Genomic DNA, 24933 nt, shown 5'->3' with positions numbered 1-24933 from the left:
GATGTTCGGACCAGAACAGGGCCATTTCGCCCTGGCCCTCGCTTGTGTGCTCGCCCTCGTGCAGTTCGCCGTCCCGCTCTGGGGCGCCAGCCGCCGCGACGCCCGTCTCGTAGGGCTCGCACCCTATCTTGCGGTCTCGCAGCTTATCGCACTGGGTTATTCGTTCCTGTGCCTTATCATATGCGCCGTCAGCGACGATTTCTCTGTCCAGAACGTTGCGGCGAATTCCGCCGTCTCCAAGCCGCTGCTGTATAAAATCACAGGCGTCTGGGGAAACCATGAAGGCTCCGTGCTGCTCTGGACGCTGATCCTCGCTGTCTGCGGCGGTGCGGTCTCGCTGTTCGGGCGCAACCTGCCGGACATCCTGCGCGGACGCGTTCTGGCCATTCTTGGCGGCGTTTCCGCCGGTTTCCAGATGTTCTGCCTTCTAACCTCTGACCCGTTCGACCGTGTCTTCCCGGCACCGATAGATGGTCAGGGCATGAATCCGCTCCTTCAGGATCCGGGCCTCGCCTTCCACCCTCCCATTCTCTACACCGGCTATGTCGGTTTCGCCGTCCCCTTCGCCTTCGCGGTCGCCGCCCTGATTGAGGGCCGCGTTGATGCCGCATGGGGCCGCTGGGTTCGTCCCTGGGCCGTGGCGGCCTGGTGCTTTCTGACCTGTGGTATCGCGCTGGGCTCCTGGTGGTCCTATTATGTGCTGGGCTGGGGCGGTTACTGGTTCTGGGATCCGGTGGAAAACGCCTCCCTTATCCCCTGGCTGACGGGCACCGCCCTCGTTCATTCCGCCATTGTCGTGGAAAAGCGCGAAGGCCTGAAAATCTGGACGGTCCTGCTGGCCATTGCGACTTTCTCGTTCTCCCTGTCCGGCACGTTCCTCGTCCGCTCGGGGATCCTGAACTCGGTCCATGCCTTCGCCAATGATCCCGCTCGTGGCGTGTTCATTCTCGCCCTGCTCGCCATCGTCATCGGCGGCTCGCTCGCTCTGTTTGCGTGGCGTGCGCCCTCCCTCACCTCGACGGGCCTGTTCTCGCCCGTTTCGCGTGAAGGCTCGCTGGTCCTAAACAACATCCTGCTGTGCTCGATCTGCGCCGTCGTCGTCACAGGCACGATGTACCCGCCCTTCATGCAGCTTCTGGCCGGACGGACGATTTCCGTGGGCAAGCCATTCTTTGACGCCGCGACGATCCCGCTGACCCTGCCGCTCCTGCTGGCCATGGGCGTCGGCACCGCGCTTCCGTGGAAGCGCGCACAGCTCGCCCGGACCTTCTCGCATCTTTATGCCGCAGCCGGGATTGCGGCGGTCGGGCTGGTCCTGTGCTTCTGGAAGCTCTCCGGCATCCTGCCCATCGCCTGCGGCGCGCTGGCCGTCTGGGTGATCGCGGCGTCCGTCTCCGACGTGTTGCGCCGGATCGGCATCGGCCATACGTCCGCGCAGGGCGTGTGGGAGCGGATGAAGAACCTGCCGCGTTCGAGCTGGGGAGCAGCGCTGGCCCATATCGGCGCGGGTATCACCATTCTCGGCCTGTGCGGCATGTCTCAGGCCGAACATGCCATCGTTGAAGTCCATATCGGCGAGACACGCTCTCTGGCCGGAGACGACTGGACGCTGCTGGACGTGCACGACTATATCGGCCCGAACTACAAGGCCATGCAGGCCGACATCGCCATCCGCCATAACGGAAAGCTCGTGACCATCCTGCATCCTGAAAAGCGCGACTTCACGACGCAGAGCCAGACCACGACCGAAGTCGCCATCCACACCAACTTCATCACCGACCTGTACGGCGTGATCGGTGACCGGCACGGCACCGGCCAGGACACGACCTATGTTCTGCGACTGCACCGCAATCCGCTCGCACCCTGGATGTGGCTGGGCGGGCTGGTCATGGCCATTGGCGGCGCATTCTCGCTGTCTGACCGCCGCATGCGGATCGGCGCCCCCAAGCGCGCGGCCGCCCGCAACATGGCGCGCGCCTGAGGGGAGAGAGACATGAACGCAACACGACGCGGCATCCTCACGGCCGCTCCGATCATTGGTGCAGGTGTCCTCGGCGTCGGCTTCTGGCGGATATTGAGCGACATGCGCAGCGGCGCCTTCGACCCGCGCGCCATCAAGAACCCCAATGTCGGCAAACCCATTCCGAGCTTCGCCATGCCGGGCCTCCCAGGTCTTGGCGATGGCTTCACCGATGCGGAACTCAAAGCCCAGCACCGCCCGGTTCTGGTCAATTTCTTTGCTTCATGGTGCATTCCCTGCGTGGCAGAAATGCCCGGCCTGCGCGCTATCTCGCGCAATATGCCGATCTGGGGCATCGCCTATGAGGACAAGCCCGAGAACGCTGCCGGCTTCGTCCAGCGTGACGGCTCCCCCTATGCGCGCGTTGCGTCAGACCGTCATGGCCGCGTCGCCATAGACTGGGGCGTGACCGGCGTGCCCGAGAGTTTTCTGGTCGCACCGGGAGGCCGCATCATCTGGCACGGAAGCGCAGCCCTCGATCCACAGATCTACGAGGCGGAAATCCGCCCGAGGCTGGCTGGACTATGAAGGCCTTCAAACGTTTTCCAGCGCTGCTGCTTGCAGTTGGTCTGATTGGTGGCGGGGTAGCCCTTGCCGTGGATGATCCGTCCGAAATGCTGCCCAACCCGGCGCAGGAAAAGCGGGCCGAAGCCATTGGGGCGCATCTGCGCTGCCTTGTCTGTCAGAATGAGAGCATCGAGGACAGTAGCGCGCCCCTCGCCCGCGATCTGCGCAAGGTCGTGCGCGAGCAGGTCTCGGCTGGGAAGTCTGATCAGCAGATCATGGACTGGATGACCGAGCGCTATGGCGAGTTCATCCGTCTGGCCCCACAGTTTTCATGGTCCACCGCCCTGCTCTGGCTGATGCCGGCGCTCGCGCTGGTGGCCGGACTTGTCATTGCATGGCGTGCGACCAGACGCCGCACCGTCGTCACGCCTGCGCCGCTCACGGATGATGAGCGCGCGCGTCTGGATGCCCTGTCGGGCCGGGAGTAATCTTTTTGTTCTGGTTGGGAATCCTGATAATCGCGGCGGTGGCCCTGTGCCCCGCATTTCTGGGGCTGCGAACCCTGCGCCGGCGCGTCAACGCGCGTGACTCTGCTCTCACCCTCTATCGCGGACAGCTTGGCGATCTGGAGCGCGACCATGCTCTTGCCCTTATCAATGATGAGGAATACCAGGCCGCCCGTCTGGAGGTTCAGCGTCGCCTTCTGGCCACGGATGGCGAAGCCGCCGTTGAGGACCTGAACGCCGAGCCTGCAAAACGCAGCCGTACCCTACCGGTTGTCGCCGTCGGGATCGGCATCCCTGTGCTTGCTTTCGCGCTCTATATCGTCAACGGGCACCCATCCCTTCCGCCTCAACCGCTGAGTGGACGTCAGACGGGGCCAGACGCGAAAGGTCTGGAAACAATTCATAAACTTCAGGCTGAAGTCGCCACGATCCCTGCCACGTCCTCGACTTATGCGACCGGACACTTCATGTTGGGGCAGGTCGAAGCCAGGTCAGGCCTGACGGATGACGCAATCCGGGACTGGAAAGTCGCCCTGAATGCGCATTTCGAGCCCGAGCTTGCCATCCGCCTCGCCGAGCTTGAAAGTCGCAATGGCAGCCATATCTCTGGTGAGAGCCTTGACCTCTATCGCCGCGCCCTGGCAGCGGCACCGGCCGATGCGCCCTGGCGTATGGCCGTGGAAGCGCGTATCGCGGTCGGCGAACATCAGGAGAATAACGGTCAGTGAGAAAACCCGAAGCCAACGCCATCGCGCTGTGCCCCGTCTGCCGCCAGCCCATGCGCCCGACCTCGGAAAAATGCCCCAGCTGCGGGGCTGAACGCCATTACGGTCCGCGCATCCTCGAATCCGCCGTCTGCGCCTTCGCCGGAATGGTCCTGCTCGCGGCACTCTCGACTCTGCTGCTGCCAATCTCGCTGTGGACGATCATGTTCGCCGCTATCGGGCTGGTGGCCGGTTTTCTCTTCTCCCACAACCGTTTCAGCGGTGATCGCTGGCTGAAATAATATACCGACAGGTCCTGGACGAGGACCTGATCCGGGACTGCTCCAGCGATTCCCATGTGCAGGAACGCCAGAACCTCCATTCTCGGGGGCACCGGACTGCCACTCTCAGGCTGCAGTACAGCCCGTCAGGTCATCGGAACACTGACCTTCGAGCATACATTCTGAAGCCTCGCGTAAAGTCCGTCTCCCGTTCGGGAAATATTCCTGATAATGGGCAGTGATGACAGATTCTTCCGGGCGTTTCATGCCGTTCTTCGTCGCCGTGGCCATCCTGTCATGGGCGAGCGCCTATCCCGTCGTCCGGATTGCCCTGCATGACTTTGCCCCCGTGCCTCTGGCCGCATTGCGCTACGCCGTTGCGGCCGTCATGGCCGCCCTGTGGCTGCTGTGGAAGCGTCCCCGCCGCCCGGAACTGACGGATATGCCGCAGATCCTGGCCTGCGGGGTCATCGGGATTACGGTCTACAATATCATGTTCAACTGCGGAGAAATGACCGTCTCATCCGGCGCGGCCAGCCTTCTGATCAGTGCTGCCCCACTGATGGCAGGCCTTCTGGCCATGGTGTTCCTCGGTGAGCGCATGTCCCGCTGGGGTTGGGCGGGATCGATTCTGAGTTTCAGCGGCGTGGCCATGATCGCCAACGGACAAAGCGGCGGCCTCTCCTTTGGTTCCGGTGCGACACTGGTGTTCGGCGCGGCTGTCTGCGCGGCGTTTTACACGATCCTTCAGAAGGGCCTGATCCGCCGCTACGGCGCCCTGCCGACGATCGCTTATGTCCTGATTTCTGGTGCGATTTTCCTGACGCCCTGGCTGCCTCAGGGCCTCACAAGCTTCTCCCACGCCTCCTGGCAGGGACAGGCCGCGGTGCTGGAACTCGGCATTTTCCCGGCAGCGTTCGGCTATGCGGCCTGGGGTTTCGTGATCGGCCATCTCGGCGCGTCCCGGGGCGCCGCGCTACTTTATCTTCTGCCCCCCGTCACGATGGTTCTGGCCTATATCCTCACCAACGAGGTCCCCTCTCTGCGCACCCTGATCGGAGGAGCCGTCGTGATGGCCGGCGTGATCCTGACCAATACCTATGGCCGCCACCCGGTTGCCCAGATCGTGGAATCCTGAAGCTGCTTCTTCGCTGTGACGGCATCCTGATTTTCTATGGCTGTCTTCCTTTGTCCTGCGGCGATTGTGCGATAATTTCCCTCGTGAAATGAGCCGGATCACCCGCAGGAAAGCCGAAAACAGACAATGAGCCGTACCGAAACCGATGGCATGGGCCCGATCGAAGTTGCTGACGATGTGCTGTGGGGCGCGCAGACCCAGCGCTCCCTGAAATATTTCAGCATCGGTCGCGAACTGATGCCACGTGAGATGATCGAGGCCTATGCGATCATGAAGCGTGCCTGTGCCACGGCCAATGCCGCAAGTGGACGTTTGTCTCAGGAGCGTGCAGATCTGATCCACACGGTCTGTGACGAAATCACGAAGGGCGAGCATGACCGGATGTTTCCGCTCCATGTCTGGATGACGGGCTCAGGCACGCAGTTCAACATGAACGTCAACGAGGTCATCGCGAACCGCGGATGCCAGATCACCGGCAATCCGCTCGGCAGCAAGACACCGCTGCACCCGAACGATCACGTCAATATGTCGCAGTCCACCAACTGCAACTTCCCGACCGCCATGCATATCGCGGCCGTCCTCGGCACGCATCGCCGCCTTATCCCGGCCCTGGCCCGCCTGCGGGACGCCATGGCCGCCAAGACCGAAGAATGGCGCGATCTGGTGAAGGTTGGTCGCACCCATCTTCAGGACGCCGTGCCCATCACACTGGGTCAGGAATGGCATGGTTATGCCGGGATGCTGACGGACAATATCGCCCGTCTGGAACAGGCCCGCGATGGTCTGTTCCCGCTCGCCCTTGGCGGTACGGCGCTGGGCACGGGCGTTAGCACGGATGAAGGCTTTGACCGTCGCGCGTGTACGGAAATCGCACGCCTGACGGGCCTCGGCTTCACGGCAGGTGAGAACAAGTTCGCGCTTCAGGGCGCCCATGACGCACTCGTGCATTTGTCGGGCGCGCTGCGCACGACAGCGGGCAGCCTGTTCAAGATCGCCAACGACATCCGCCTGCTCGCCTGCGGCCCGCGAGCCGGTCTGGGTGAACTACACCTGCCGGAGAACGAGCCGGGATCGTCGATCATGCCAGGCAAGATCAACCCGACACAGGCCGAGGCGCTGGCCATGCTCGCCCTTCAGGTCATGAGCAATGATGTTGCCGTCGGCCTTGGCGGGGCTGCGGGCATGCTGGACATGAATGTCTACAAGCCGCTCATGATCCACAACATCATGCAGGGCATCACCCTTCTGCATGACGGTTCAGAAAACTTCCGCCGCTTCCTCGTCGAAGGCACGAAAGCCAATACGGAGAAGCTGAAGCAGGATCTGGAACGCTCGCTCGTCCTCGTTACGGCGCTCTCCCCCGCCATTGGTTATGATCGCGCCTCGCAAGTCGCCCATCACGCCATGGAGAAGGGACTGAGCCCGCGCGAAGCCGCGCTGGAACTCGGGTTCATGACATCAGAAGAGTATGACCGCTTCGCCGACCCGCGCCTGATGCTGCGTCCCAACATTACACCGCCCAAAGCCTGAACAGATCCGGCCCCCTCACCCTGCCGCATGACGAAAACTTCATGCGGCAGCGGTAGCCGTTCCGCCTCAGGACTGATACGGCGGAATATTCCTGCTTTTTTATCGGAGATGCCCGTCAGATGATGACCCGCCGCGCAGCCCTGCTCGCTTTAACGCTCCTATCCCCCGTCTGTACGGCCGCGGCGGCCGAGGCTCCCAAAACCGACACGGCAAAAGTCGAATCCGGCAAGGCCACCGACGCCTTCACCGGCGAAGCAGCTCTGCTTCCGGCAGATTCCATCACCCAGCATCATCTGAACGGCATCGCCTATACCGCCCATGCTGGCACGCTCATCCTGCGCGACCATGACGGCAAACCGACCGCCCGCATGTTCTACGTCTCCTACACAAAGGACGGCGTCCCGGCTGGCACACGCCCGGTCTCGTATTTCTTCAATGGCGGTCCGGGCGCAGCTACGGCCTATCTGAACCTGGGCGCCGCAGGCCCCAAGGCCCTGACCATGCCTGCCAAAGATCCGACGGACGGCACACATGCCACAATGGGTGACAATCCCGACAGCTGGCTCCCCGTCACGGACATGGTCTTCATCGATGCCGTAGGCACGGGCTATTCCCGCCCCACCGACACGGCAAAGGCCGGGGACCAGTTCTACGGCGTCAAGCAGGACGCAAGCGCCTTCGCCAAGGCCATCGGCCTGTGGACGTCGGCCAACGGTCGCCAAGCCTCCCCGCACTACCTCGTGGGAGAAAGCTATGGCGGCATCCGCTCCATTCAGGTCGCAAATGCACTCCAGATGGAACAGGGCATCCTGCTCAACGGCATCGTGATGATCTCTCCGGCCATCGAAATGCCCTTGCTGGATTCAGACGAGAACCCGCTTTCCGCCGCCCTCATGATGCCCAGCCTGATCACATCGCATCAGAGCCCGAACGTGACGGAAAAGACCGCCGAAGACGCCTATCAGTGGTCCCTGAACACCTATCTCCCGAAAATCGCCGGCAAGCTCCCGTCTGGCAGCGAAGGTCAGGCGCTGTATGCCGAGATCGCCCAGAGAACCGGCCTGCCACAAGACGTAATCGCGCGTCAGCACGGCATTCCGGCCATCGGCTCGCATGACATTATGTCCCGTAACGGCCGCCTGTACGGGCTGTACGACTTTACACAGTCCATCGCCGACCCCGCAGCCGACGGTCTGGACGAAAGCCCCGATCCGACGCTGTTCGGCTTCGGCCGTGCTTATGGAAACGCCTTCTCCGGCTATGCGGCCAATGAGCTCGGCTTCAAGACCCCGCTGACCTACGACCTGCTTTCCCTCAAAGTGAACGGAAGCTGGAAGTGGAGCTCGGGCGGTCCCGCGCCGATCCACCAGATCCCAGTCCTCAACCGCCTGCTGGCGCTCGATCCGGGCCTGCGCGTTTTCGTGGCCAATGGCTATTACGACGTGGCCTGCCCGTTCGGCACCGCACACTGGATGAAGGATCATCTGACAGTGGGTGCGGATCGCGTGTCCCTGCATCTCTATCAGGGCGGCCACATGCTCTACACACGCCCGGCTAGCCGTCATGCCCTCTCGGCAGACGTCGCCTCCTGGATCCAGGCCGACGGGCGCCAGCCCTAAAACAGCCATCTTTGAAGCATGATGTCATAAATAGAGAGTCCTGATGAAGGAGCAGATAATGGAAGCGATGACTTCTGGACCTTTCATATCTGCTCTCTTTCAGGGGCTTCGGGCGCTCTCTTCCTCTTTCGGGTGGATCTCCATTTGACAGTCCCGCGACCTCTCGCTCCCGAACAGGGCTGTGCGCTGGAACATGCCATCATGACCTCGTGCGACCGCGAGCCGATCCATCGACCGGAAGCCATCCAGCCCTATGGGCTGCTGCTCGTCGCCGATAGTACGAACCTGAAACTCATCGGTGGCGCAGGCGACATCGAAGGGCGTCTCGTTTCCGACTGGCTCGGACATCCCCTGGCGGATGTGCTGAAAATCCCGGAAAGCCGTCTTCACGATGAAGAGCGGTCTTCCCTGTCCGATCTGCGCATTGCAGGGCTGAAAGACGAAACCTTCAGCATCCTGCGCCACGTTCAGGACACCCGTCTCCTCATCGAGCTTGAACCAGTCGAAGCGCACAACCTGCTGACCTGGGATATTTTTGGGGAAATCGACAGAGCGGCGGACCGCTTCGAGCGCTGTCCGGATACGATATCCGTCTGTCGTCAAGGCGCTGAGGTCTTCCAGCGCCTCACGGGCTTTGACCGCGTTCTGGTCTACCACTTCTTGGAAGACGGTACGGGTCGCGTTGTCGGCGAAAGCCGGAACGAGGCCTTCCCCTCCCTGATGCATCACCATTTTCCGGCCAGCGATATCCCCGCGCAGGCCCGGGCGCTCTATCTGCGCAACCGCATCCGTGTGATCCCCGACGTCACATACGAAGCCGCCCCCATCCGCCCCAGAGAGGCCGGACTGACAGGGCTCGATCTCAGCGATATCCAGCTCCGAAGCGTCTCACCGATCCATCTTCTGTACATGACCAATATGGGCGCACGGGCATCGGCCTCCATCTCGTTGGTCGTGGACGGCGTTTTGTGGGGCCTGATCGCCTGCCACAATGCGACACCGCGCTGTCTGTCCGAAGACATCCGCGCCGCCTGCCGGACGCTGGCAGGTGTCATGTCGCGGCAGTTGCGGAACAAGGAAGAACTGGTCACCTATCAGGAGCGTCTGCGCCTGCGCAACGCGATGGAATTTGTGACGTCCCATTTCGACGTGCACCATCCCATCGAAAGTAACCTGCGCAGCTTCATGGGCGAACTGCAGTCCCTCTTCCCGTGCAATGGCTTTGCCGTCATCAGTGACCGGACCATTACCGGGAGCGGCGTACTGCCCGATGCGGACAACCTGCACCGGCTGCATGACTGGCTGAGACTGGGCACAAACGGCGGAATTTTCGTCAGCACCATGCTGGGCAAGGATTATCCTCCCGCAGCCGAGTGGCCCGAACGTTCGGCCGGCCTCATGGCCATCACACTCCCGTTCCGGACGCCGACCTGCCTGATCTGGAGCCGCGTCGAAATCATCCAGACCATCGAATGGGCCGGAAACCCGCATAAGGAGACGGCGGAAGGCAGCGACGTCCTACGCCCCCGCGTCTCCTTCAGAACCTGGGAACAGACAATCCGCGGTCACAGCACACGCTGGACCAGCGAACAGAAACAGACCGCCCGCCGCCTGCGCCGCGTTCTGATCGCGGATTACCAGACCCAGCAACTCCGCGAGCTCAACGCGACCCTCGCCGCCACACTGAAAGAGCGTGAAAGCCTGCTCCGCCAGAAGGACTTCTTAATCCAGGAAGTAAACCACCGCGTACAGAACTCCCTTCAGATGGTTGCCTCCTTCCTCAAACTCCAGGCCCGCAGCGCCTCAAACGAGGACACCACAACCGCCCTGACCGAAGCGCAGCACCGTATCTCTGCCATCGGCCTCGTTCATCGACGCCTGTACCGGGACGAACATTTCGGCATCGTGGACCTCGGCCGCTATCTTGAAGAACTGATGGAAGAGCTGTGCTCGGCACTGGGCGGAGACTGGCAGGAACAGTTACACCTCTCCCTCTTCCCGATCATGATTTCGGCCGATCGCGCCATCAATATCGGCCTGATCCTGACCGAACTGGTCATCAACGCCAGCAAATACGCTTATGATGGCAAGGCTGGCCCACTGTATGTCGGCCTGGCTCAAACCAGCGACCGTCTGGTGCTGACCGTCTCTGATCAGGGCGAATGCACTCCTCAGCTTAAAGGAACAGGTTTCGGAACGCGCATGATGAATGCCGTCGTCAGCAGCCTCTCGGGCACACTGACCTACACCACGCTCACCCCGGGCCTGGAAGCCGTCATGACCCTGCCGCTGGACACTGTTCTGCCTTCGGAAGCAGATACCGGCACCAAGGCTGCCCTGTCTCATCCCCCCTACCCATCTCCCTGAGCCTTCCCCGCATTCAGGCATAAAAAAAGGCGCCAGACTTGTGGTCCGGCGCCTGTTTTGTGTTCTCAAGGAAAATCCGGCCTTACGCGACCAGATTGCCTTCCTTGTCCACCAGCTCAATCGGATAATCCCCGGTGAAGCACGCATCGCAGTAACGGCGCGCGCCCTCGGCCCGATTGGCATGACCCAGCGCCCGGTAAAGCCCGTCGAAGGTGACAAAAGCCAGACTGTCTGCACCGATCGCCTGTGCCATCTCATCAAGCGTGTGCGTCGCTGCCATCAGCTTGCTCTCTTCAGGCGTATCAATCCCGTAGAAACACGCATGCTTCGTCGGCGGAGACGTGATGCGCATGTGCACTTCCGTCGCACCGGCCGCACGCACCATGTCCACGATCTTGCGCGACGTCGTGCCACGGACGATCGAGTCATCCACCAGAATGACGCGCTTGCCGGCCAGAACCGGCCGGTTGGCAGAGTGCTTCATTTTCACGCCGAGATTACGGATCTGATCCGTCGGCTCGATGAAAGTCCGGCCTACATAATGGTTACGGATAATGCCAAGCTCGAACGGGATACCGCTCTCTGCCGCATAGCCGATCGCGGACGGCACGCCGGAATCCGGCACTGGCACCACGACATCCGCCTCAACCGCGCTCTCCCGCGCCAGTTCGCAGCCGATCTGCCGCCGCGCTTCATAGACCGGTTGCCCTTCGAGCACGGAGTCAGGCCGTGCGAAGTAAATATATTCAAAGACACAGAAGCGCCCGCCCTTGTCCCCGAAAGGCCGAAGGGAACGCAGACCTTCATTATTGATGACGACGATCTCGCCGGGCTCAATATCCCGGACATAATCCGCACCAATGATGTCCAGAGCACAGGTCTCGCTCGCCAGTACCCAGCCACCATTGCCCTGCTCATAGCCCGGCATCCGGCCGAGAACGAGCGGACGCACACCGAGCGGATCGCGCATGCCAATCAGACCGTCATCCGGCGTTAGCGTGATGAGCGAGTACGCACCCTTCACCTGCTTGACGGCATCGATGAAGCGGTCGAGCACGGTCGTATAAAGCGAAATAGCGATCAGGTGGATGAAGACTTCCGTATCCGTCAAGGAATGGAAGATGCATCCACGCTTGACCAGCGCCTGCTTGAGGGTCGCAGAATTGGTCAGGTTGCCGTTATGCGCGACAGCCAGACCACCAAACTCATAATCGGCATAAAGCGGCTGCACGTTGCGGACATGGGTTCCGCCCGTTGTCGCATAGCGGTTGTGACCGATGGCCACCGTACCGGGTAGCGTCGCCATGACGTGGCTGTCACCGAAAACATCGCCAACCAGCCCCAGTCCCTTGTGCTGGTGGAACCGTTCGCCATCGAAACTGACGATACCGGCGGCTTCCTGGCCGCGATGCTGCAGGGCATGCAGCCCCAGAGCCGTCAGGGCGGACGCATCAGGCACACCCCAGACGCCAAAAACCCCGCATTCTTCGTAGGGGCGGTTGAGACTGTCGGACTGGGTCATGCGGCGCGGCCTTTCCAGACTGGTTTCACAAGGACGCCTCATGGCCGCTTGTGAACGGAGACGCAAGATGCGGTTGCAGGAAATGAGGCAGATAACCTGTCAGATGGGTGGCTCCAGCGGCAATGTAAGGGCCGATGAGGCTTCCCTGCATCACATAGGACATCCACGAGCCGAAAAAAGACCCCGCCAATAGATAAAGCACAATCAGGGCCACATAACCCCGCGCCACACCGAATACGGCACCCAGAATACGGTCCACGCCACCAGACAAAACGCCCCGCGCCGCCGAACCGACCCGCGCGCCCAGCATGGTGAAGACCAGCAGCACGACAACAAAAAAAACTGCCGTACTCGCGCTTCCGGCCAGTGCCGCCTGATGCAGATAGGGTTCCAAATAAGGCTCGAGCATCCCGTGGAACCGATAGGTCAGGACAATCGCGCCTACCCAGGCCAGAAGCCCGGCCAGTTCGGTCGCAAAACCCCGCGTCAGCCCCCATAACGCCGAAAGCGCCATGATAATGAGGGCAACGATGTCGAGACGGGTCAGATCATCAGGGTTGATATGGGACAGGTCTGGCAGGGGCGGCATGTCACGGCAGCTTCGTCGAGCGGAAACGGCCCCCCTTGTAGGGACGGATCCCACTCGCACGCAACTCATCCGCCAGACGGATCCGCTCGTCGAGCTCCGACCAGACCAGGCTCGCATCGACATCACGCGCTTTCCAGATTTTTTCCAGAATCGCAATGAAAGCCGCGCTGTCCCGGACCAGAGCAGACCGGTCATTGACCATGACATCCAGTACACAGGAGGCTCCCGCAATTCCCATTCTTTGGGAAAGCTTCGTTACTTTCCGATTCTTACGGAAGGGAGTCGATTTTTCCTGTGACACCATCACGGCATGATGAGCGGAACACCGGAGACAGGCAACCCGTTCGCCATTTTTTCCTGCCAGGACGTCGCCCGGACCTACTCGAAAAAGAGATACTCCAGCACGCTTTGACACAGAATGATGCAGTTGTAGGGCCCTCTACAGGCTATCGAAAAATATGATTTTCATAATTTGTCATCGCTGTTTCTATTTTTAAAACATATGTAATCTTGTCGTTTTGTTATCTAATAGTTAACACCCCGCGCAGAACAACACATAGCGAGTCAGGTTTGAGGGTGATGTCGTTTTCGGCGCGCCCCTTCCGGCCCCATCAGGGCGTTAAAAAATGACAAACTATTGGAAGGGTGGCGCAACCGGAAACTGGTTCGTCGCAGCAAACTGGAGTGAAGGCAAAGTCCCGCAGGATTACGGATGGGACAGCGTCGTAGCTGGCACGTCCGATAATGCGACGGTCACGATCAATGCTGCACAGGCGAATTCAACAAACTTCGGTACGCTGACGGTCGCCACCAACGCGACACTCAATGTCACGGCAACATCCTCTGATGCCAGCACCACGGTAACCAGCTGACGGTCAACCAGGGCGGGACGATGAATATCGCCACGTCCAACACCGTAAATCTTGGCAGCAATACGCTCGTAAATGGCACCCTGAAAATCAGCGACAACCCAACCATTTTGACCAGCAGCGACAACGTCACAGGCTCCGGAACCCTGATCCTCGACGGATCAACACTGGGCAGCACGAATAACTGGTTCCAGATGGACTCGTCGCTCACGACAGTGCTGCAGAACGGGGCTTCCCTTTACGTCAACAATGCTGTTGCCGGCAAAGCGATCACTTTTGGCAGTGACGCGACGAACGGCAAGCCCAACCAGCTTCTCCTGACGGATAACAAACAAACGGTGACCACGCCCATCACGGGCTACGATGCGACCTCCGTCATCACGATCGCAAAAAGGTCATATGCCGCTGCCAAAGCCGCTTTTACCAAGAATGCCGACGGCACTTACACACTAACAACTAGCACCAATCCAGCAGGCAGCACGATCACGCTTTCGAACATCTCGTTCGCCGCAGGTTATGAAGCCGGCACACCGACCGTCATTCAAAATGCTGACGGAAGCTGGAGCATCGTCAACGGTTCAAAGATCGTCAACGCTTCAAAGCAGGTCTGCTACCTCGCCGGCACCATGCTCCTGACGCCCCAGGGCGAGCGGGCCATCGAGACCCTTGAGGCTGGTGATCAGATCACGATCTACAAGAACGGGACGACCCTCACACAGACGGTCCTGCGCGTCGGCCGTGCCCATGCGAAGAACGGTTCCACGGGACATGCTGACCTGGATGGCGTCCCCGTGCGCGTCCGTGCCGGTGCTCTGGCTGACGGCGTCCCGAGCCGGGATCTGCTGGTCACGCCTGAACACTGCATGATGCTCGAAGGTGGTTTCATTCCGGTGCGGATGCTCGTCAATGGTATGAGCATTGCCTATGACCATGCCATCACGGAATACAACTACTACCATGTCGAAACCGAACAGCATTCGGTGCTGATCGCCAATGGCGCGCTGTCGGAAAGCTTCCTGGATGTCGGTCATCGCCCTGATGCACTCATGCAGGGGAACACCCTGACCCGTCTGCATGCACTGAGCTGGGAGAAGGATGCCGCACTGCCGCTTATTACGGACCGTGCCCGCGTCGAACCCCTGTTCGCAGCACTTGCCCTGCGCGCAAAGACACTGGGTTACACCGCTCCGCAGGCCGCACCGTCTAAGGATGAAACGAACCAGATCCATCTGATTCTGCAGGACGAAACAGTCCTGTATCCGATCCGGACCCGTGGTGAACAGTTTGTTTTCATGCTGCCCGAAGGCTGCCAGACTGCACGCATCATCAGTCCAGCCGCACGCCCGGCTGACCATATCGGCCCCTTCGTCGATGACCGTCGCACACTCGGCGTTCTCGTAGGCGAAGTCACGATCTGGAGCGCCGAACAGACGCACCGACTCTCCAACCACCTTTCGGACCCCTATGCCGATGGCTGGTGGAGCATCGAAACCAGCCATGCACGCTGGACCGGTGGCAATGCCCGTCTGGATTTCGGCCAAACGCTGAAAATGTCCGGTGGCATTCTCAGCCTCCAGATCATCGCACATGGTGTCCAGGCCCAGACTGCAGTCGCAGCCTGAACCTCATCCCCGCGATGACCTGACACAAAAAAAGGCAGCCCCTTCCAAGGGCTGCCTTTTTTCTAACGGCTCACGGAAAGATAAAGAGAAGCTTGTCCGAAAACTTCTCTTTTGTTCGCTTCAGGCTGCGACGGACTTGAAAGTCTTGAGCTGACGCTCCTGCCATAATGTCGCAAGCGCCTCGACCAGTTCATCGATCATCTCGTTCGTATGCAGCGGCGTCGCCGTAATCCGCAGACGCTCCGTTCCGCGCGGAACAGTCGGGAAGTTGATCGGCTGGATGTAGTTGCCAAAGCGGTTCAGCAGTTCATCCGACAGGCTGCGGCACAATTCGGCCTCACCCACCATTACCGGCACGATATGGCTCGAGTTCATGAGATGAGGAAGACCAGCCTTGTCCAGAGCCTGACGCAGATAGGCAACGGCCCGCTGCTGGCCTTCCCGCTCCGCACTGCTGCTGCGCAAATAACGCACACTGGCGAGAGCGCCGGCCGCGATCATCGGCGGAAGAGCTGTTGAAAAGATGAAGCCAGACCCGAAGGAACGGACGAAATCGCACAGCGCGGCAGAGGCGGCGATATAACCGCCCACGACGCCATAGCCCTTGCCGAGCGTTCCTTCGATGACCGTCAGGCGATGGGACAGACCAAGCTTCTCAGCCACGCCCGCACCGTGATCACCATACATGCCAACCGCATGAACCTCGTCGAGATACGTCATAGCACCGTATTTGTCGGCGAGATCACAGAAGGCCTCGATCGGGGCAATATCGCCATCCATCGAGTAAACCGACTCGAAAGCGATAATTTTCGGAACATCCGCCGGAAGTTCCTTCAGGCGGCGCTCCAGATCCTCGACGTCATTGTGACGGAAGATCTGCTTCTCGGCGCGGGAATGACGAATACCTTCGATCATGGACGCATGATTGAGTTCATCGGACAGAACCACGCAGTTACGCAGCCGCCCGGCGATGGTGCCAAGCGTCACCCAATTCGAGAGATAGCCGGAGTTGAAAAGCAGAGCGCTTTCCTTGCCATGCAGGGAAGCGAGTTCTTTTTCCAGTTCCACATGATAATGGTTGGTGCCGGAAATATTGCGGGTTCCGCCTGCGCCGGCGCCCGTTTCGTCCAGCGCCTTGTGCATGGCTTTCAGGACTTCAGGGTGCTGCCCCATGCCGAGATAGTCGTTGGAGCACCAGACCGTGACATCACGGCCCAGGCCATGATGGAATGCCTTGGGGAAATTTCCGGCCCGGCGTTCGAGATCCGCAAAGTAACGGTAGCTCCCATCCGCATGCAGACCGTCAAGGGCGGACTGAAACATCGCATCATAGTTCATCGCGTTTTCTCCTGCCCGGCACTGTAATCCTGTGACACGATCTCGCCAAGCTCTCTCTCCAGATAAGCCAGCAGAGCCCTCAGTCGTGCCGCACCCGCCGCCCAACAGATTCACAACTCCATCATCCAGATCCAGCGTAATACCTGGGTAGCGCCACAGGGAGCGCGAGGCCACCGCAAGAGACCCGCTTGCCGCAGCCCGCGCGAAAATGGCCCAGCCCCCAAGGTCAGGCAGGTCTGTGATGTCATTTTTGGAAACTTAACATTTCTATCCTTTCCGTTTTCTTCATCCTCTCAATATCCCATTATCTACAGCACGACATCCACTCAGGAGCATGACCCCATGCTGAACATCAGACCTTTCAAGACCCTCGGTCACGCCAATCATGGCTGGCTCGACGCCCACTATCATTTTTCCTTCTCGGACTATCAGGACCGCAACCGCATGCACTGGGGGCGGCTGCGTGTCTGGAATGATGATCGCATCGCACCGCATAACGGTTTTGGCGCGCACCCCCATCGCGACATGGAAATCATCACCTATGTCCGGACCGGCGCTATCACGCATGAAGACAGCCTCGGTAATCGGGGTCGTACCGAAGCAGGCGATGTGCAGGTCATGTCAGCCGGAAGCGGTATCATTCATTCCGAATTCAACCGGGATGACGAGGCCACGACCCTGTTTCAGATCTGGCTGATCCCGGATGAAACAGGCGGCACACCGTCCTGGGGCACACGCCCTTTCCCACGGCATGAACGCAATGGGCGGTTCGTTCCTCTCGCATCCGGTTTCCCGGAAGACAATGCCCTCCCCATCAGAACCCGTGGACGGGTTCTCGGTGCAACCCTCAAGGCAGGGGAGACACTGACCTACGAGACGGATCGCAGCATGTTTTCCTATCTGGTCCCTGCAAGCGGCAGCGTGGAAATCGACGGCGAGACCGTCGGACACCGCGATGGCGCGGCACTTCATGACGTGGAACGCTTCACAATCACCGCGCTGGAAGATGCGGAAATCGTTCTCGTGGAAAGCGCGGCGCTCAGCTGAAAAAGGCCAGGCGGCAGATCGTGGCAACACCCGAATTCTCTGTGACAGATCACACAGAAAGGTGTTGTCCCGGCTGCGCAGCCTTCAGCCCTGAAGGGCGTTGTCATCGCAGGGCCACCAGCCCGGCAAAGGCCCATTTTCTTCTGAGATGAAGGAGCCTGACAATGACCGTTCAGAACACATTCACAAACAAGCCCTCGGTATCCGGCAAAGGCCAGACGGAAGCCCAGGCCGCAACATCCGTGTTCACCCGTTTCGGTGACTGGCTGAGCGGCGCAAGCACGGATCGTTCCGGCCTGACGGAAGTTACCATCAAGATGATGAAGGAGGACTGCCAGTTCGCCACTACCATCAGCGAAATCCGGCTTCCTCCTTCAACGCCCCTGTCTCCTGAACAGGTCGAGGATCTCATGGGAGAAAAGCGGCTGAACCATATCTGTGACCAGACCGGTCAGTCACCGAAAGCTGTTGAAACGGCACTGACCGAAGTACTGCCGATGCTAGCCACAATGCTTCGGGAAAATCCGGAACGCCTCTTCAGTTACCAGTGTAGGATCAACTGAACGATCCTCCCCCATCCTGCAGGCGGTCCTGCTCCTTTCCGGCCAATACGGCGGAAAATCTCCTCAGAGACCTTCCGCCGTTCTTGCCATGCGACGACGGCGCGGACGCCCCGCCGTTTCCTCAAAGCGCTCGCTGATCTGTACCGTCGTTTCCGGTGCAGCCAGCATCGTTCCAGATGCTTCGACACATCCGACTTTCTGTATGAAATCCAGAAGATCCGGAAGATCCACGCCAATACTGCGGACCTTCAAACCCAGTGCCTTCACGGCCTCAAGAGCTGCGCGGTAAAAAACCGTGGCGGATTCATCCAGCTGCGGAGCATCGCCGGACTGACGCCAGGTCAAGCCGGAGGGTACGAGCATAGACGCATCGAACTGGACCCCGTCCAGCAACCCTCCCATCGCGCGTTCCCGCAAAAGACTCAGACTGGAAGGCGCGCTGCCAAAACCGCCCAGAAAAATCTGGCATCCCTGATCGCGCAGTGCTGAGAGCGCGTAACAGGTTTCCTTGTTGTCCTGCGCCAAACCGCTTTCCTGAAACACGAGATCAAGCCGGCTGACCGGAAAACCACTATCCTGAAGAACGGTATTCAGCCGGTTGTTGAAATCTCCGTCCGGTGCCTGATCGTCTTCCAGCGAAACCATCAACCGCATACCTTCCGGCCATGTCGCAGCCTGTGCACAGGCATTCCCCAGCAGATCGGTGTCAAATTCCCGCTGCTGCTGGCCCAGACTCTTGCGCCGACTCTTGCGTAGGGTCCGGCGCGGAACGGAAAGCCAGAGTTGGCTCATGTCCACCTGCGCCCCGGTCACCTTGTCTGCTCCACTACGTCCCACCACAAAGCGCGGCAACCATCGCAGAGGGGGCAGCGCACTTTTCTGGCGTGCTCTGCGGCTCCTTAACGTCGTTGCAAACATCCCTGCGTTGGACGCAGTCATCGGTAAGGCATGGCCGGTCTTGCCTTTCGGCAGTTCGGACAGTTCCTCTGCCATGACTGTCCGGCCGGCATGCAGGTCCTGAGGGGCTACCGGCACCAAAGTTGCTCCCTGTCCTAGATCATCCAATGCGGACACCTCCGTTCTTCATGTCGGGGACAATGCCGCTCAAGAGCCTAATTTTTCCTTAATAGGATGGGTTTTTATGGCACGCTCCTGACACACATCGCCCTCTCCTACCCTCCCGACCTATTCATTCTCTGAAGAAGGGAACTCTTCGTTCGATCAATTCGGACAAAGCTGTTACGGTTTCCCGCCCGGACGTACTTCCGGGTCTGTGACACCCCTTCGGAACGGCTTCATCTCCGATGCCGGAACAGGACCCATTCTGCATGACGGATGCTACCACCCGCTCCGCCGTAACATCTTCTTCCCAAGGCTCCCTGAGGGCCCTCCTGCCATACTGGCAGGTCACTTTTGCGTCTTTTCTTGGCTGGTTTCTCGACGCGTTCGACCAGACCACGCTGATGTTCACGCTGCCCGACATCGCTCATGATCTCGGATGCACCATTGCGGATCTGGGCGCCGTGCTGATGGGCCAGTCCATCGGACGGGCCCTGGGCAATACGGGCTGGGGATGGCTGGCTGACCGTTATGGGCGCAAGCCTGCTTTCATGCTTGGTGTCGTGTGGTTCGCTGTCTTTTCCGCCATGACGGGCCTGACACATCACTTTTATGTGCTGATGGCAATCCAGTTCATGTTCGGAATCGGTTTTGGTGGCGAATGGACAGCGTCTGCCGCACTGCTGATGGAAAGCGTTCCGGCCTGGACGCGCCCGATGGCGTCTTCGCTCATGATGTCCGGCTATGAGGTCGGCTATTTCGCAGCGGCGGGTGTGCAGGCGCTCGTTCTTCCGCATTACGGCTGGAGGGTACTGTTTTTCATCGGTCTGGCCCCGACACTTCTGGCTCTTTTCATCCGGATCGGGGTGCCGGAAAGCCCGGTCTGGCTTCGAAACCGTGAAGCGCGTCTGGCTCAGCGACACGAGCCCCGTGCTCCAGCCAAACTGCGTCCCAGGTTCAAGCTGACGGGCGCGGCCTTTCAGGCCATTGCCTTCATGGGTTTTCTCGAGTTCCAGAAGGCCGCGATCTATACCTATTATCCGACCATCCTTCGCGGCAGCCACCATCTGTCCCAGCAGGCCGTTTTTTGGCCCGTCACGCTTTACTGCGCCGGATCCTTTGGCGGAAAGGTCCTGTGCGGATGGCTTGCCGAACGGTTTGGGGAAGTCCGCGTCATGCTCAGCGCACTTATTGTCGTGATGCTGACGATCTGGCCGTTCCTGAGTGCGCCGGGATGGAACACACTGCTGATCGCCGCCTTTGTTATGGGAGGTGCTGCATCGGGCATCTTCGCGCTGGTCCCGCATTATCTGGCACAGCGTTTCCCGTCCGACACACGCAGTTTCGGCATGGGACTGGGCTACGCCCTTGGCTCCATCGGCCAGGGCATGGCGCAGAAATTCGTCCCCATGTTCGGCCCCACGGCCCTGACCCTGCCACTGTCAGCGGAGATTTTCGTGCTGGCGACGAGCGTGGTGACGGGTGCGATCGCGCTGATCCGCCCGAAAGAACTTCCCGGCGAGCACATGGAAGGCGACGAAACGGCCTCTTAAAGAGAGGCCGCGAGCCACTCCGCGGCGCGGATGCCATCAATCCCGGCGGAGAGGATTCCGCCCGCATAGCCAGCCCCTTCGCCGGCCGGGAACAGGCCGCGCAGTGTGGGGCTCTGCCCTTCACGGTCACGGCGCACGCGGATCGGGGACGAGGTCCGCGTTTCCACGCCTGTCATGACCGCATCGTCCATGGAAAAGCCGCGGAGCTTCCGTTCGAACTGCGGCAGGGCTTCGCGGATGGCATCCGTCACGAAGGACGGCAGACACAGCGTCAGGTCTGTCGGGGTTACGCCCGGTTGGTAGGATGGCACGACGTCCCCCAGCGAAGTGGACGCACGCCCGGCCAGAAAGTCTCCGACCCGCTGGGCGGGCGCGTTGTAATTGCCGCCACCTGCGACGAACGCCGCTTTTTCCCAGATGCGCTGGAAGGCCATTCCGCCCAGAACATCGTCCGGAAAGTCCAGTTCCGGCTTCACTTCAACGACGATGCCGCTATTGGCATTGCGCTCGGCCCGGGAATACTGACTCATGCCGTTGGTGACGACCTGTCCTTCCTCGGACGTGGCCGCCACGACTTGGCCGCCGGGGCACATGCAGAACGAATAGACCGCACGGCCATTCGACGCATGATGGACGAGCTTGTAATCCGCAGCCCCCAGCATCTCGTGACCGGCGCTGGCTCCGAAACGGGCCACATCAATCACGGACTGGGGGTGTTCGATGCGTACGCCAATGGAGAACGGCTTGGCGTCCATCTCCACCTGCGCGTCCCGCAGCATTTCGAACGTGTCACGCGCTGAATGTCCCACGGCCATGATCACGCGTTCTGCTGGAAGAATCTCACCTGTTGAAAGTTTCAGGCCCCGAAGGCGACGCCCGGTGCCCTCACCTTCAGTCTCGAGCCCTTCGACGCGCGTCTCGAAACGGTACTCGCCGCCCAGACGCTCGATTTCAGCGCGAATGAACATGACCATCGTGACCAGACGGAAGGTGCCGATATGGGGCTTGGAAATGGTCAGGATTTCTTCCGGCGCACCCGCACGGACGAATTCTTCCAGAACATGCCGCCCCAGATGTCGGGAGTCCGATACGCCGGAATAGAGTTTCCCGTCCGAGAAGGTCCCGGCTCCGCCTTCACCGAACTGCACGTTACTTTCAGGCGTCAGGACGGATTTGCGCCACAGAGCGAACGTATCGACCGTCCGCGCCTTCACATCCTTACCACGCTCGATGATGATGGGTTTCAGACCGGCCTGCGCCAGCGTCAGCGCCGCCATGATCCCGCAGGGTCCGGCCCCGATCACGACGGGACGTGGCATTCCCTCGGGCAGCGTCGCCTCAGGCAGATGGTAGGTCGTGTCCGGTGTGGGACGGATATGCTGATCGCTCGCATGGGCGGCCAGAACCGCAGCCTCGTCTGCGACGTCGCAGTCCACGTTATAGACAAGCACGATATGGCCGCGCTTGCGGGCATCATATCCGCGACGCGCCACAGTCAGGCTCTTCAGGTTTTCGGACGCGATGTTCAGACGCGAAAGCACGGCGTCGCGCAGCGCCTCCGTCGGATGGTCGAGCGGGAGGCGCAGTTCAGTTATTCGGATCATCAGTGGTGCCCGTTCCCCGAATCATTGCCCGCTTTTCCTGCAACCTGCGGCGCAGGATCGGCATGATGCGTATCCGGTGAGCCTTCCATGATCCGGTCCATGATGGCCATCAGCACGCCCGAAACCACGAAAGCGAGATGAATGCCCACGCTCCATTCCAGAGCGCGCGTCGAAGTCTCGTCCACGCGGATGAAATCCGCCAGCACATGGATCGCGGACATCGCCACGATCGAGGCCATGAGCTTGATCTTGATGTCCCCGAACGTGACATGCCCGATCCAGCTTGGATAATCCTCATGACTGCGGATATCGAGCCGCGAGACGAAGTTCTCATATCCTGAAAACATGACGATCAGCAGCAGATTGGCCAGCAGGACCAGATCAATCAGGTCCAGAACGCCGACGAAGACATCGTCGAAATCCAGCCCCGTCGCCTTCAACACCAGTCCAATCAGCTGCTGGAAGAACTTGAACGCCACCAGCAGCAACCCGATCGTCAGACCGAAATAGAGCGGTGCGGCGATCCAGCGCGTTGCAAAGAAGGCGCGCTCCATGAAGCCTTCAGCACGGCCGAAGCTGCCGGTGCGTCTGGTGGACTGCGGATCGGGAGAAGGAGAGGAAGTCGTCATGCTTCCTCTCTACGATTTCAGGCCGCGTTTCGCCACAGTGTTGTGAACGCCGCCGATGAATCCCTTACGGTGTGATCTGCGTACCCAGAACCTTGAGGAACTGCCCGATCCACGCCGGATGCGCAGGCCATGCCGGCCCCGTCACGAACTGCCCGTCCGTCACAGCACCATCCATCGGGAGGGACTGGTACTCGGCCCCGGCGAGCAGCACTTCCGCACGGCAGGCCGGATAGGCCGAAATCTTCTTGCCCTTGATGACACCTGCCGCGGCCAGAAGCTGCGGACCATGACAGACCGCGGCAACCGGCTTGCCGCTCTCGACGAAAGCGCGCACCAGATCCAGCACGCTTTCATCGGTGCTAAGCTGCTCCGGCGCACGACCGCCCGGAATGACCAGCGCGTCATAGGCATCGGCCGTCACGTCTGCATAAGCCGCGTTCAACGTGAAGTTATGGCCGCGCTTTTCGGTATAGGTCTGGTGCCCCTCGAAATCATGAATGGCTGTGACGACCTGCTCTCCGGCCTTCTTGCCCGGTGAGACGACATCGACTTTGTGCCCGACAAGAAGCAGCATCTGGAACGGCACCATGATTTCATAGTCCTCGACGAAATCACCTGCGATAATGAGAATACGCTTTTCAGCCATCGTCTCTTTCTCCTTTTTCATATGCACGTCCTGACGCATCAGGAGCGCTGCCGTTCATATCAGGCACGACACCATGCCATGCATGGTTCGGCAATAGATATGGGACGGCCGCCTAACATGCAGTAAGGTCGGCTTTCAATTCTCATAGCACTGGCCTCCATGACCCCGGATCCCCATCACGACTGTGCCTGCGATCACGATCATCATGACACCGCCCTTCCGCATGAGCATCACGCGCATGATCATGCGGACCACGACCATGATGACCATCACCATGATCACGACCATTGCGACGGGCACAGTCACGGTTTCGGATTCGGACATCAGCACGTCCATGCTCCCGCCAGTTTTGGCATGGCGTTTGCAGTCGGTATCACCCTGAACACAGCTTATGTCGCGGGTGAGGCCCTGTGGGGTGTCTGGGCGCATTCGCTGTCCCTGCTGGCCGATGCGGGACACAACCTGTCGGACGTGCTCGGTCTCGCCGGAGCCTGGCTGGCACAGGTTCTCGCCACACGCCCCTCCAGCGCGCGTTTCACCTACGGCCTGCGACGCTCAACAATCCTTTCGGCCCTCGCGAACGCCACGATCCTGCTGCTCGTCACAGGTGGCATCGTCTGGGAATCCGTCCTGCGCCTGTTCTCGCACCAGAATGTCCAGGGTGAAGTCATCAGCTGGGTCGCGCTGGTTGGAATCGCCGTTAATGCTGTGACAGCCCTGCTCTTTATGAAAGGCGCCTCGAACGATCTCAATGTCCGCGGCGCATTCCTGCACATGGCGGCCGATGCCGTCATGGCATTTTCAGTCGTCATCGCAGGATTGTTCATCGCATTCACGGGCTACACGATCATCGACCCGATCATGAGTCTGGTCGTGTCGGTTTCCATCGTGATCGGGACATGGTCGCTGCTGCGGAGTTCGCTGAACCTGGCACTCGATGCGGTCCCGGCGGGAATCGATCCTGACGCCGTACAGGCTGCTCTTCTGTCGCTTGATGGCGTCTCCGGACTGCATCACCTGCATATCTGGGCCATGAGTACGACCGAGACTGCCCTGACCGTCCATCTGATCTGCGATCCCGCGAAAGCCGTCAGTCCGGATCTCGTCATCGCCCGCGCTGCAGAACTTGTCCGGACGCGCTTTGACATCGCCCATCCCACTTTCCAGCTTGAAACCCAGTCTTCAGTCTGCGACACGCACCAGCCCTGCTGCTGAGGACC

General features: G+C 60.2%; 24 protein-coding genes. 15 read left to right on the top strand and 9 right to left on the bottom strand.

All coding sequences use genetic code 11. The annotated features are described in order from the left end of the window. The first annotated feature begins 1 nt into the window (after window position 1). The 9 genes from IGS75_RS09645 (at window position 2) to IGS75_RS09605 (ending at window position 10672) form a co-directional block, all read left to right on the top strand. Window positions 2-1981 (top strand): heme lyase CcmF/NrfE family subunit, encoded by a 1980-nt coding sequence (locus IGS75_RS09645; RefSeq protein WP_202256710.1) that lies wholly within the window; start codon window positions 2-4, stop codon window positions 1979-1981. A 12-nt stretch (window positions 1982-1993) separates the two neighbouring features. Beyond that, window positions 1994-2548: a DsbE family thiol:disulfide interchange protein gene (locus IGS75_RS09640; RefSeq protein WP_141349606.1), complete on the top strand. Its 555-nt coding sequence runs from the start codon at window positions 1994-1996 to the stop codon at window positions 2546-2548. Further along, window positions 2545-3015, top strand: a complete 471-nt coding sequence (locus tag IGS75_RS09635; RefSeq protein ID WP_202256709.1) for a cytochrome c-type biogenesis protein — start codon at window positions 2545-2547, stop codon at window positions 3013-3015. Before IGS75_RS09640 ends, IGS75_RS09635 begins: the two co-directional genes overlap by 4 nt. 5 nt (window positions 3016-3020) lie before the next feature. Beyond that, complete coding sequence (gene ccmI, locus IGS75_RS09630) at window positions 3021-3761, top strand: c-type cytochrome biogenesis protein CcmI (RefSeq protein ID WP_141349602.1); 741 nt, start codon at window positions 3021-3023, stop codon at window positions 3759-3761. Next, window positions 3758-4039, top strand: a complete 282-nt coding sequence (locus IGS75_RS09625) for a hypothetical protein (protein WP_141349600.1) — start codon at window positions 3758-3760, stop codon at window positions 4037-4039. Before ccmI ends, IGS75_RS09625 begins: the two co-directional genes overlap by 4 nt. A 220-nt stretch (window positions 4040-4259) precedes the next feature. Then, the gene (locus IGS75_RS09620) at window positions 4260-5156 is read left to right on the top strand and encodes a DMT family transporter (protein WP_202256708.1); all 897 of its coding nucleotides are present in this window, start codon (window positions 4260-4262) and stop codon (window positions 5154-5156) included. A gap of 126 nt (window positions 5157-5282) precedes the next feature. After that, window positions 5283-6686: a class II fumarate hydratase gene (locus IGS75_RS09615; protein WP_202256707.1), complete on the top strand. Its 1404-nt coding sequence runs from the start codon at window positions 5283-5285 to the stop codon at window positions 6684-6686. A gap of 119 nt (window positions 6687-6805) precedes the next feature. Continuing rightward, entirely contained in the window at window positions 6806-8305 is a 1500-nt protein-coding gene (locus IGS75_RS09610) for a S10 family peptidase (protein WP_202256706.1), read from the top strand. A gap of 144 nt (window positions 8306-8449) precedes the next feature. Next, entirely contained in the window at window positions 8450-10672 is a 2223-nt protein-coding gene (locus tag IGS75_RS09605; protein ID WP_237468756.1) for a histidine kinase dimerization/phosphoacceptor domain -containing protein, read from the top strand. Between the two features lie 82 nt (window positions 10673-10754). On the opposite strand, the gene purF is transcribed toward IGS75_RS09605, so the two are convergent. From purF to IGS75_RS09590, 3 genes are read right to left on the bottom strand one after another with little or no spacing between them, the layout of a single operon-like run. After that, window positions 10755-12194 (bottom strand): amidophosphoribosyltransferase, encoded by a 1440-nt coding sequence (gene purF, locus IGS75_RS09600; RefSeq protein ID WP_202256704.1) that lies wholly within the window; start codon window positions 12192-12194, stop codon window positions 10755-10757. A gap of 25 nt (window positions 12195-12219) precedes the next feature. After that, window positions 12220-12783, bottom strand: coding sequence for a CvpA family protein (locus IGS75_RS09595; protein WP_202256703.1), 564 nt, complete (start codon window positions 12781-12783; stop codon window positions 12220-12222). A gap of 1 nt (window position 12784) precedes the next feature. Beyond that, a complete protein-coding gene (locus tag IGS75_RS09590; protein ID WP_228123665.1) occupies window positions 12785-13021 on the bottom strand; it encodes a hypothetical protein in 237 nt (78 codons plus the stop codon). A 388-nt stretch (window positions 13022-13409) separates the two neighbouring features. Here IGS75_RS09590 and IGS75_RS09585 point away from each other — a divergent pair, with 388 nt between their 5' ends. Beyond that, window positions 13410-13655: a hypothetical protein gene (locus IGS75_RS09585; RefSeq protein ID WP_202256702.1), complete on the top strand. Its 246-nt coding sequence runs from the start codon at window positions 13410-13412 to the stop codon at window positions 13653-13655. 20 nt (window positions 13656-13675) lie between these two features. Further along, window positions 13676-15274 carry a Hint domain-containing protein gene (locus tag IGS75_RS09580; protein ID WP_202256701.1) on the top strand — a complete coding sequence of 533 codons (1599 nt, stop codon included), beginning with the start codon at window positions 13676-13678 and terminating at the stop codon, window positions 15272-15274. A gap of 120 nt (window positions 15275-15394) precedes the next feature. On the opposite strand, the gene hemA is transcribed toward IGS75_RS09580, so the two are convergent. After that, window positions 15395-16612, bottom strand: coding sequence for a 5-aminolevulinate synthase (gene hemA, locus IGS75_RS09575; protein ID WP_141349582.1), 1218 nt, complete (start codon window positions 16610-16612; stop codon window positions 15395-15397). 342 nt (window positions 16613-16954) lie between these two features. On the opposite strand from hemA, the gene IGS75_RS09570 reads away from it, so the two are divergent. Both IGS75_RS09570 and IGS75_RS09565 read left to right on the top strand, forming a co-directional pair. Further along, a complete protein-coding gene (locus IGS75_RS09570; RefSeq protein ID WP_202256700.1) occupies window positions 16955-17659 on the top strand; it encodes a pirin family protein in 705 nt (234 codons plus the stop codon). 164 nt (window positions 17660-17823) lie between these two features. Next, window positions 17824-18222, top strand: a complete 399-nt coding sequence (locus tag IGS75_RS09565) for a YidB family protein (RefSeq protein ID WP_141349578.1) — start codon at window positions 17824-17826, stop codon at window positions 18220-18222. A gap of 63 nt (window positions 18223-18285) precedes the next feature. On the opposite strand, the gene IGS75_RS09560 is transcribed toward IGS75_RS09565, so the two are convergent. Next, entirely contained in the window at window positions 18286-19257 is a 972-nt protein-coding gene (locus IGS75_RS09560) for an EAL domain-containing protein (protein WP_202256699.1), read from the bottom strand. A gap of 293 nt (window positions 19258-19550) precedes the next feature. Between IGS75_RS09560 and IGS75_RS09555 the strand changes: the two genes are divergently transcribed. Then, window positions 19551-20834, top strand: a complete 1284-nt coding sequence (locus IGS75_RS09555; RefSeq protein WP_202256698.1) for an MFS transporter — start codon at window positions 19551-19553, stop codon at window positions 20832-20834. Here the strand turns inward: IGS75_RS09555 and IGS75_RS09550 are convergent. The 4 genes from IGS75_RS09550 to IGS75_RS15540 form a co-directional block, all read right to left on the bottom strand. After that, complete coding sequence (locus IGS75_RS09550) at window positions 20831-22438, bottom strand: NAD(P)/FAD-dependent oxidoreductase (RefSeq protein ID WP_202256697.1); 1608 nt, start codon at window positions 22436-22438, stop codon at window positions 20831-20833. The genes IGS75_RS09555 and IGS75_RS09550 overlap by 4 nt on opposite strands. After that, window positions 22438-23067: a TIGR00645 family protein gene (locus IGS75_RS09545; RefSeq protein WP_202256696.1), complete on the bottom strand. Its 630-nt coding sequence runs from the start codon at window positions 23065-23067 to the stop codon at window positions 22438-22440. The genes IGS75_RS09550 and IGS75_RS09545 overlap by 1 nt, the downstream gene beginning before the upstream one ends. 64 nt (window positions 23068-23131) lie before the next feature. Further along, the gene (locus IGS75_RS09540; protein ID WP_456306053.1) at window positions 23132-23734 is read right to left on the bottom strand and encodes a DJ-1/PfpI family protein; all 603 of its coding nucleotides are present in this window, start codon (window positions 23732-23734) and stop codon (window positions 23132-23134) included. A gap of 114 nt (window positions 23735-23848) precedes the next feature. Then, window positions 23849-24037, bottom strand: a complete 189-nt coding sequence (locus IGS75_RS15540; RefSeq protein WP_237468755.1) for a hypothetical protein — start codon at window positions 24035-24037, stop codon at window positions 23849-23851. A gap of 30 nt (window positions 24038-24067) precedes the next feature. Here IGS75_RS15540 and IGS75_RS09535 point away from each other — a divergent pair, with 30 nt between their 5' ends. Next, entirely contained in the window at window positions 24068-24928 is an 861-nt protein-coding gene (locus IGS75_RS09535; RefSeq protein ID WP_237468754.1) for a cation diffusion facilitator family transporter, read from the top strand. Window positions 24929-24933 lie beyond the last annotated feature (5 nt).

It is taken from the genome of Gluconobacter sphaericus (genome assembly GCF_016757795.1).
GTDB lineage: Bacteria > Pseudomonadota > Alphaproteobacteria > Acetobacterales > Acetobacteraceae > Gluconobacter > Gluconobacter sphaericus.
This window is presented reverse-complemented; position numbering and strand designations above follow the sequence as displayed.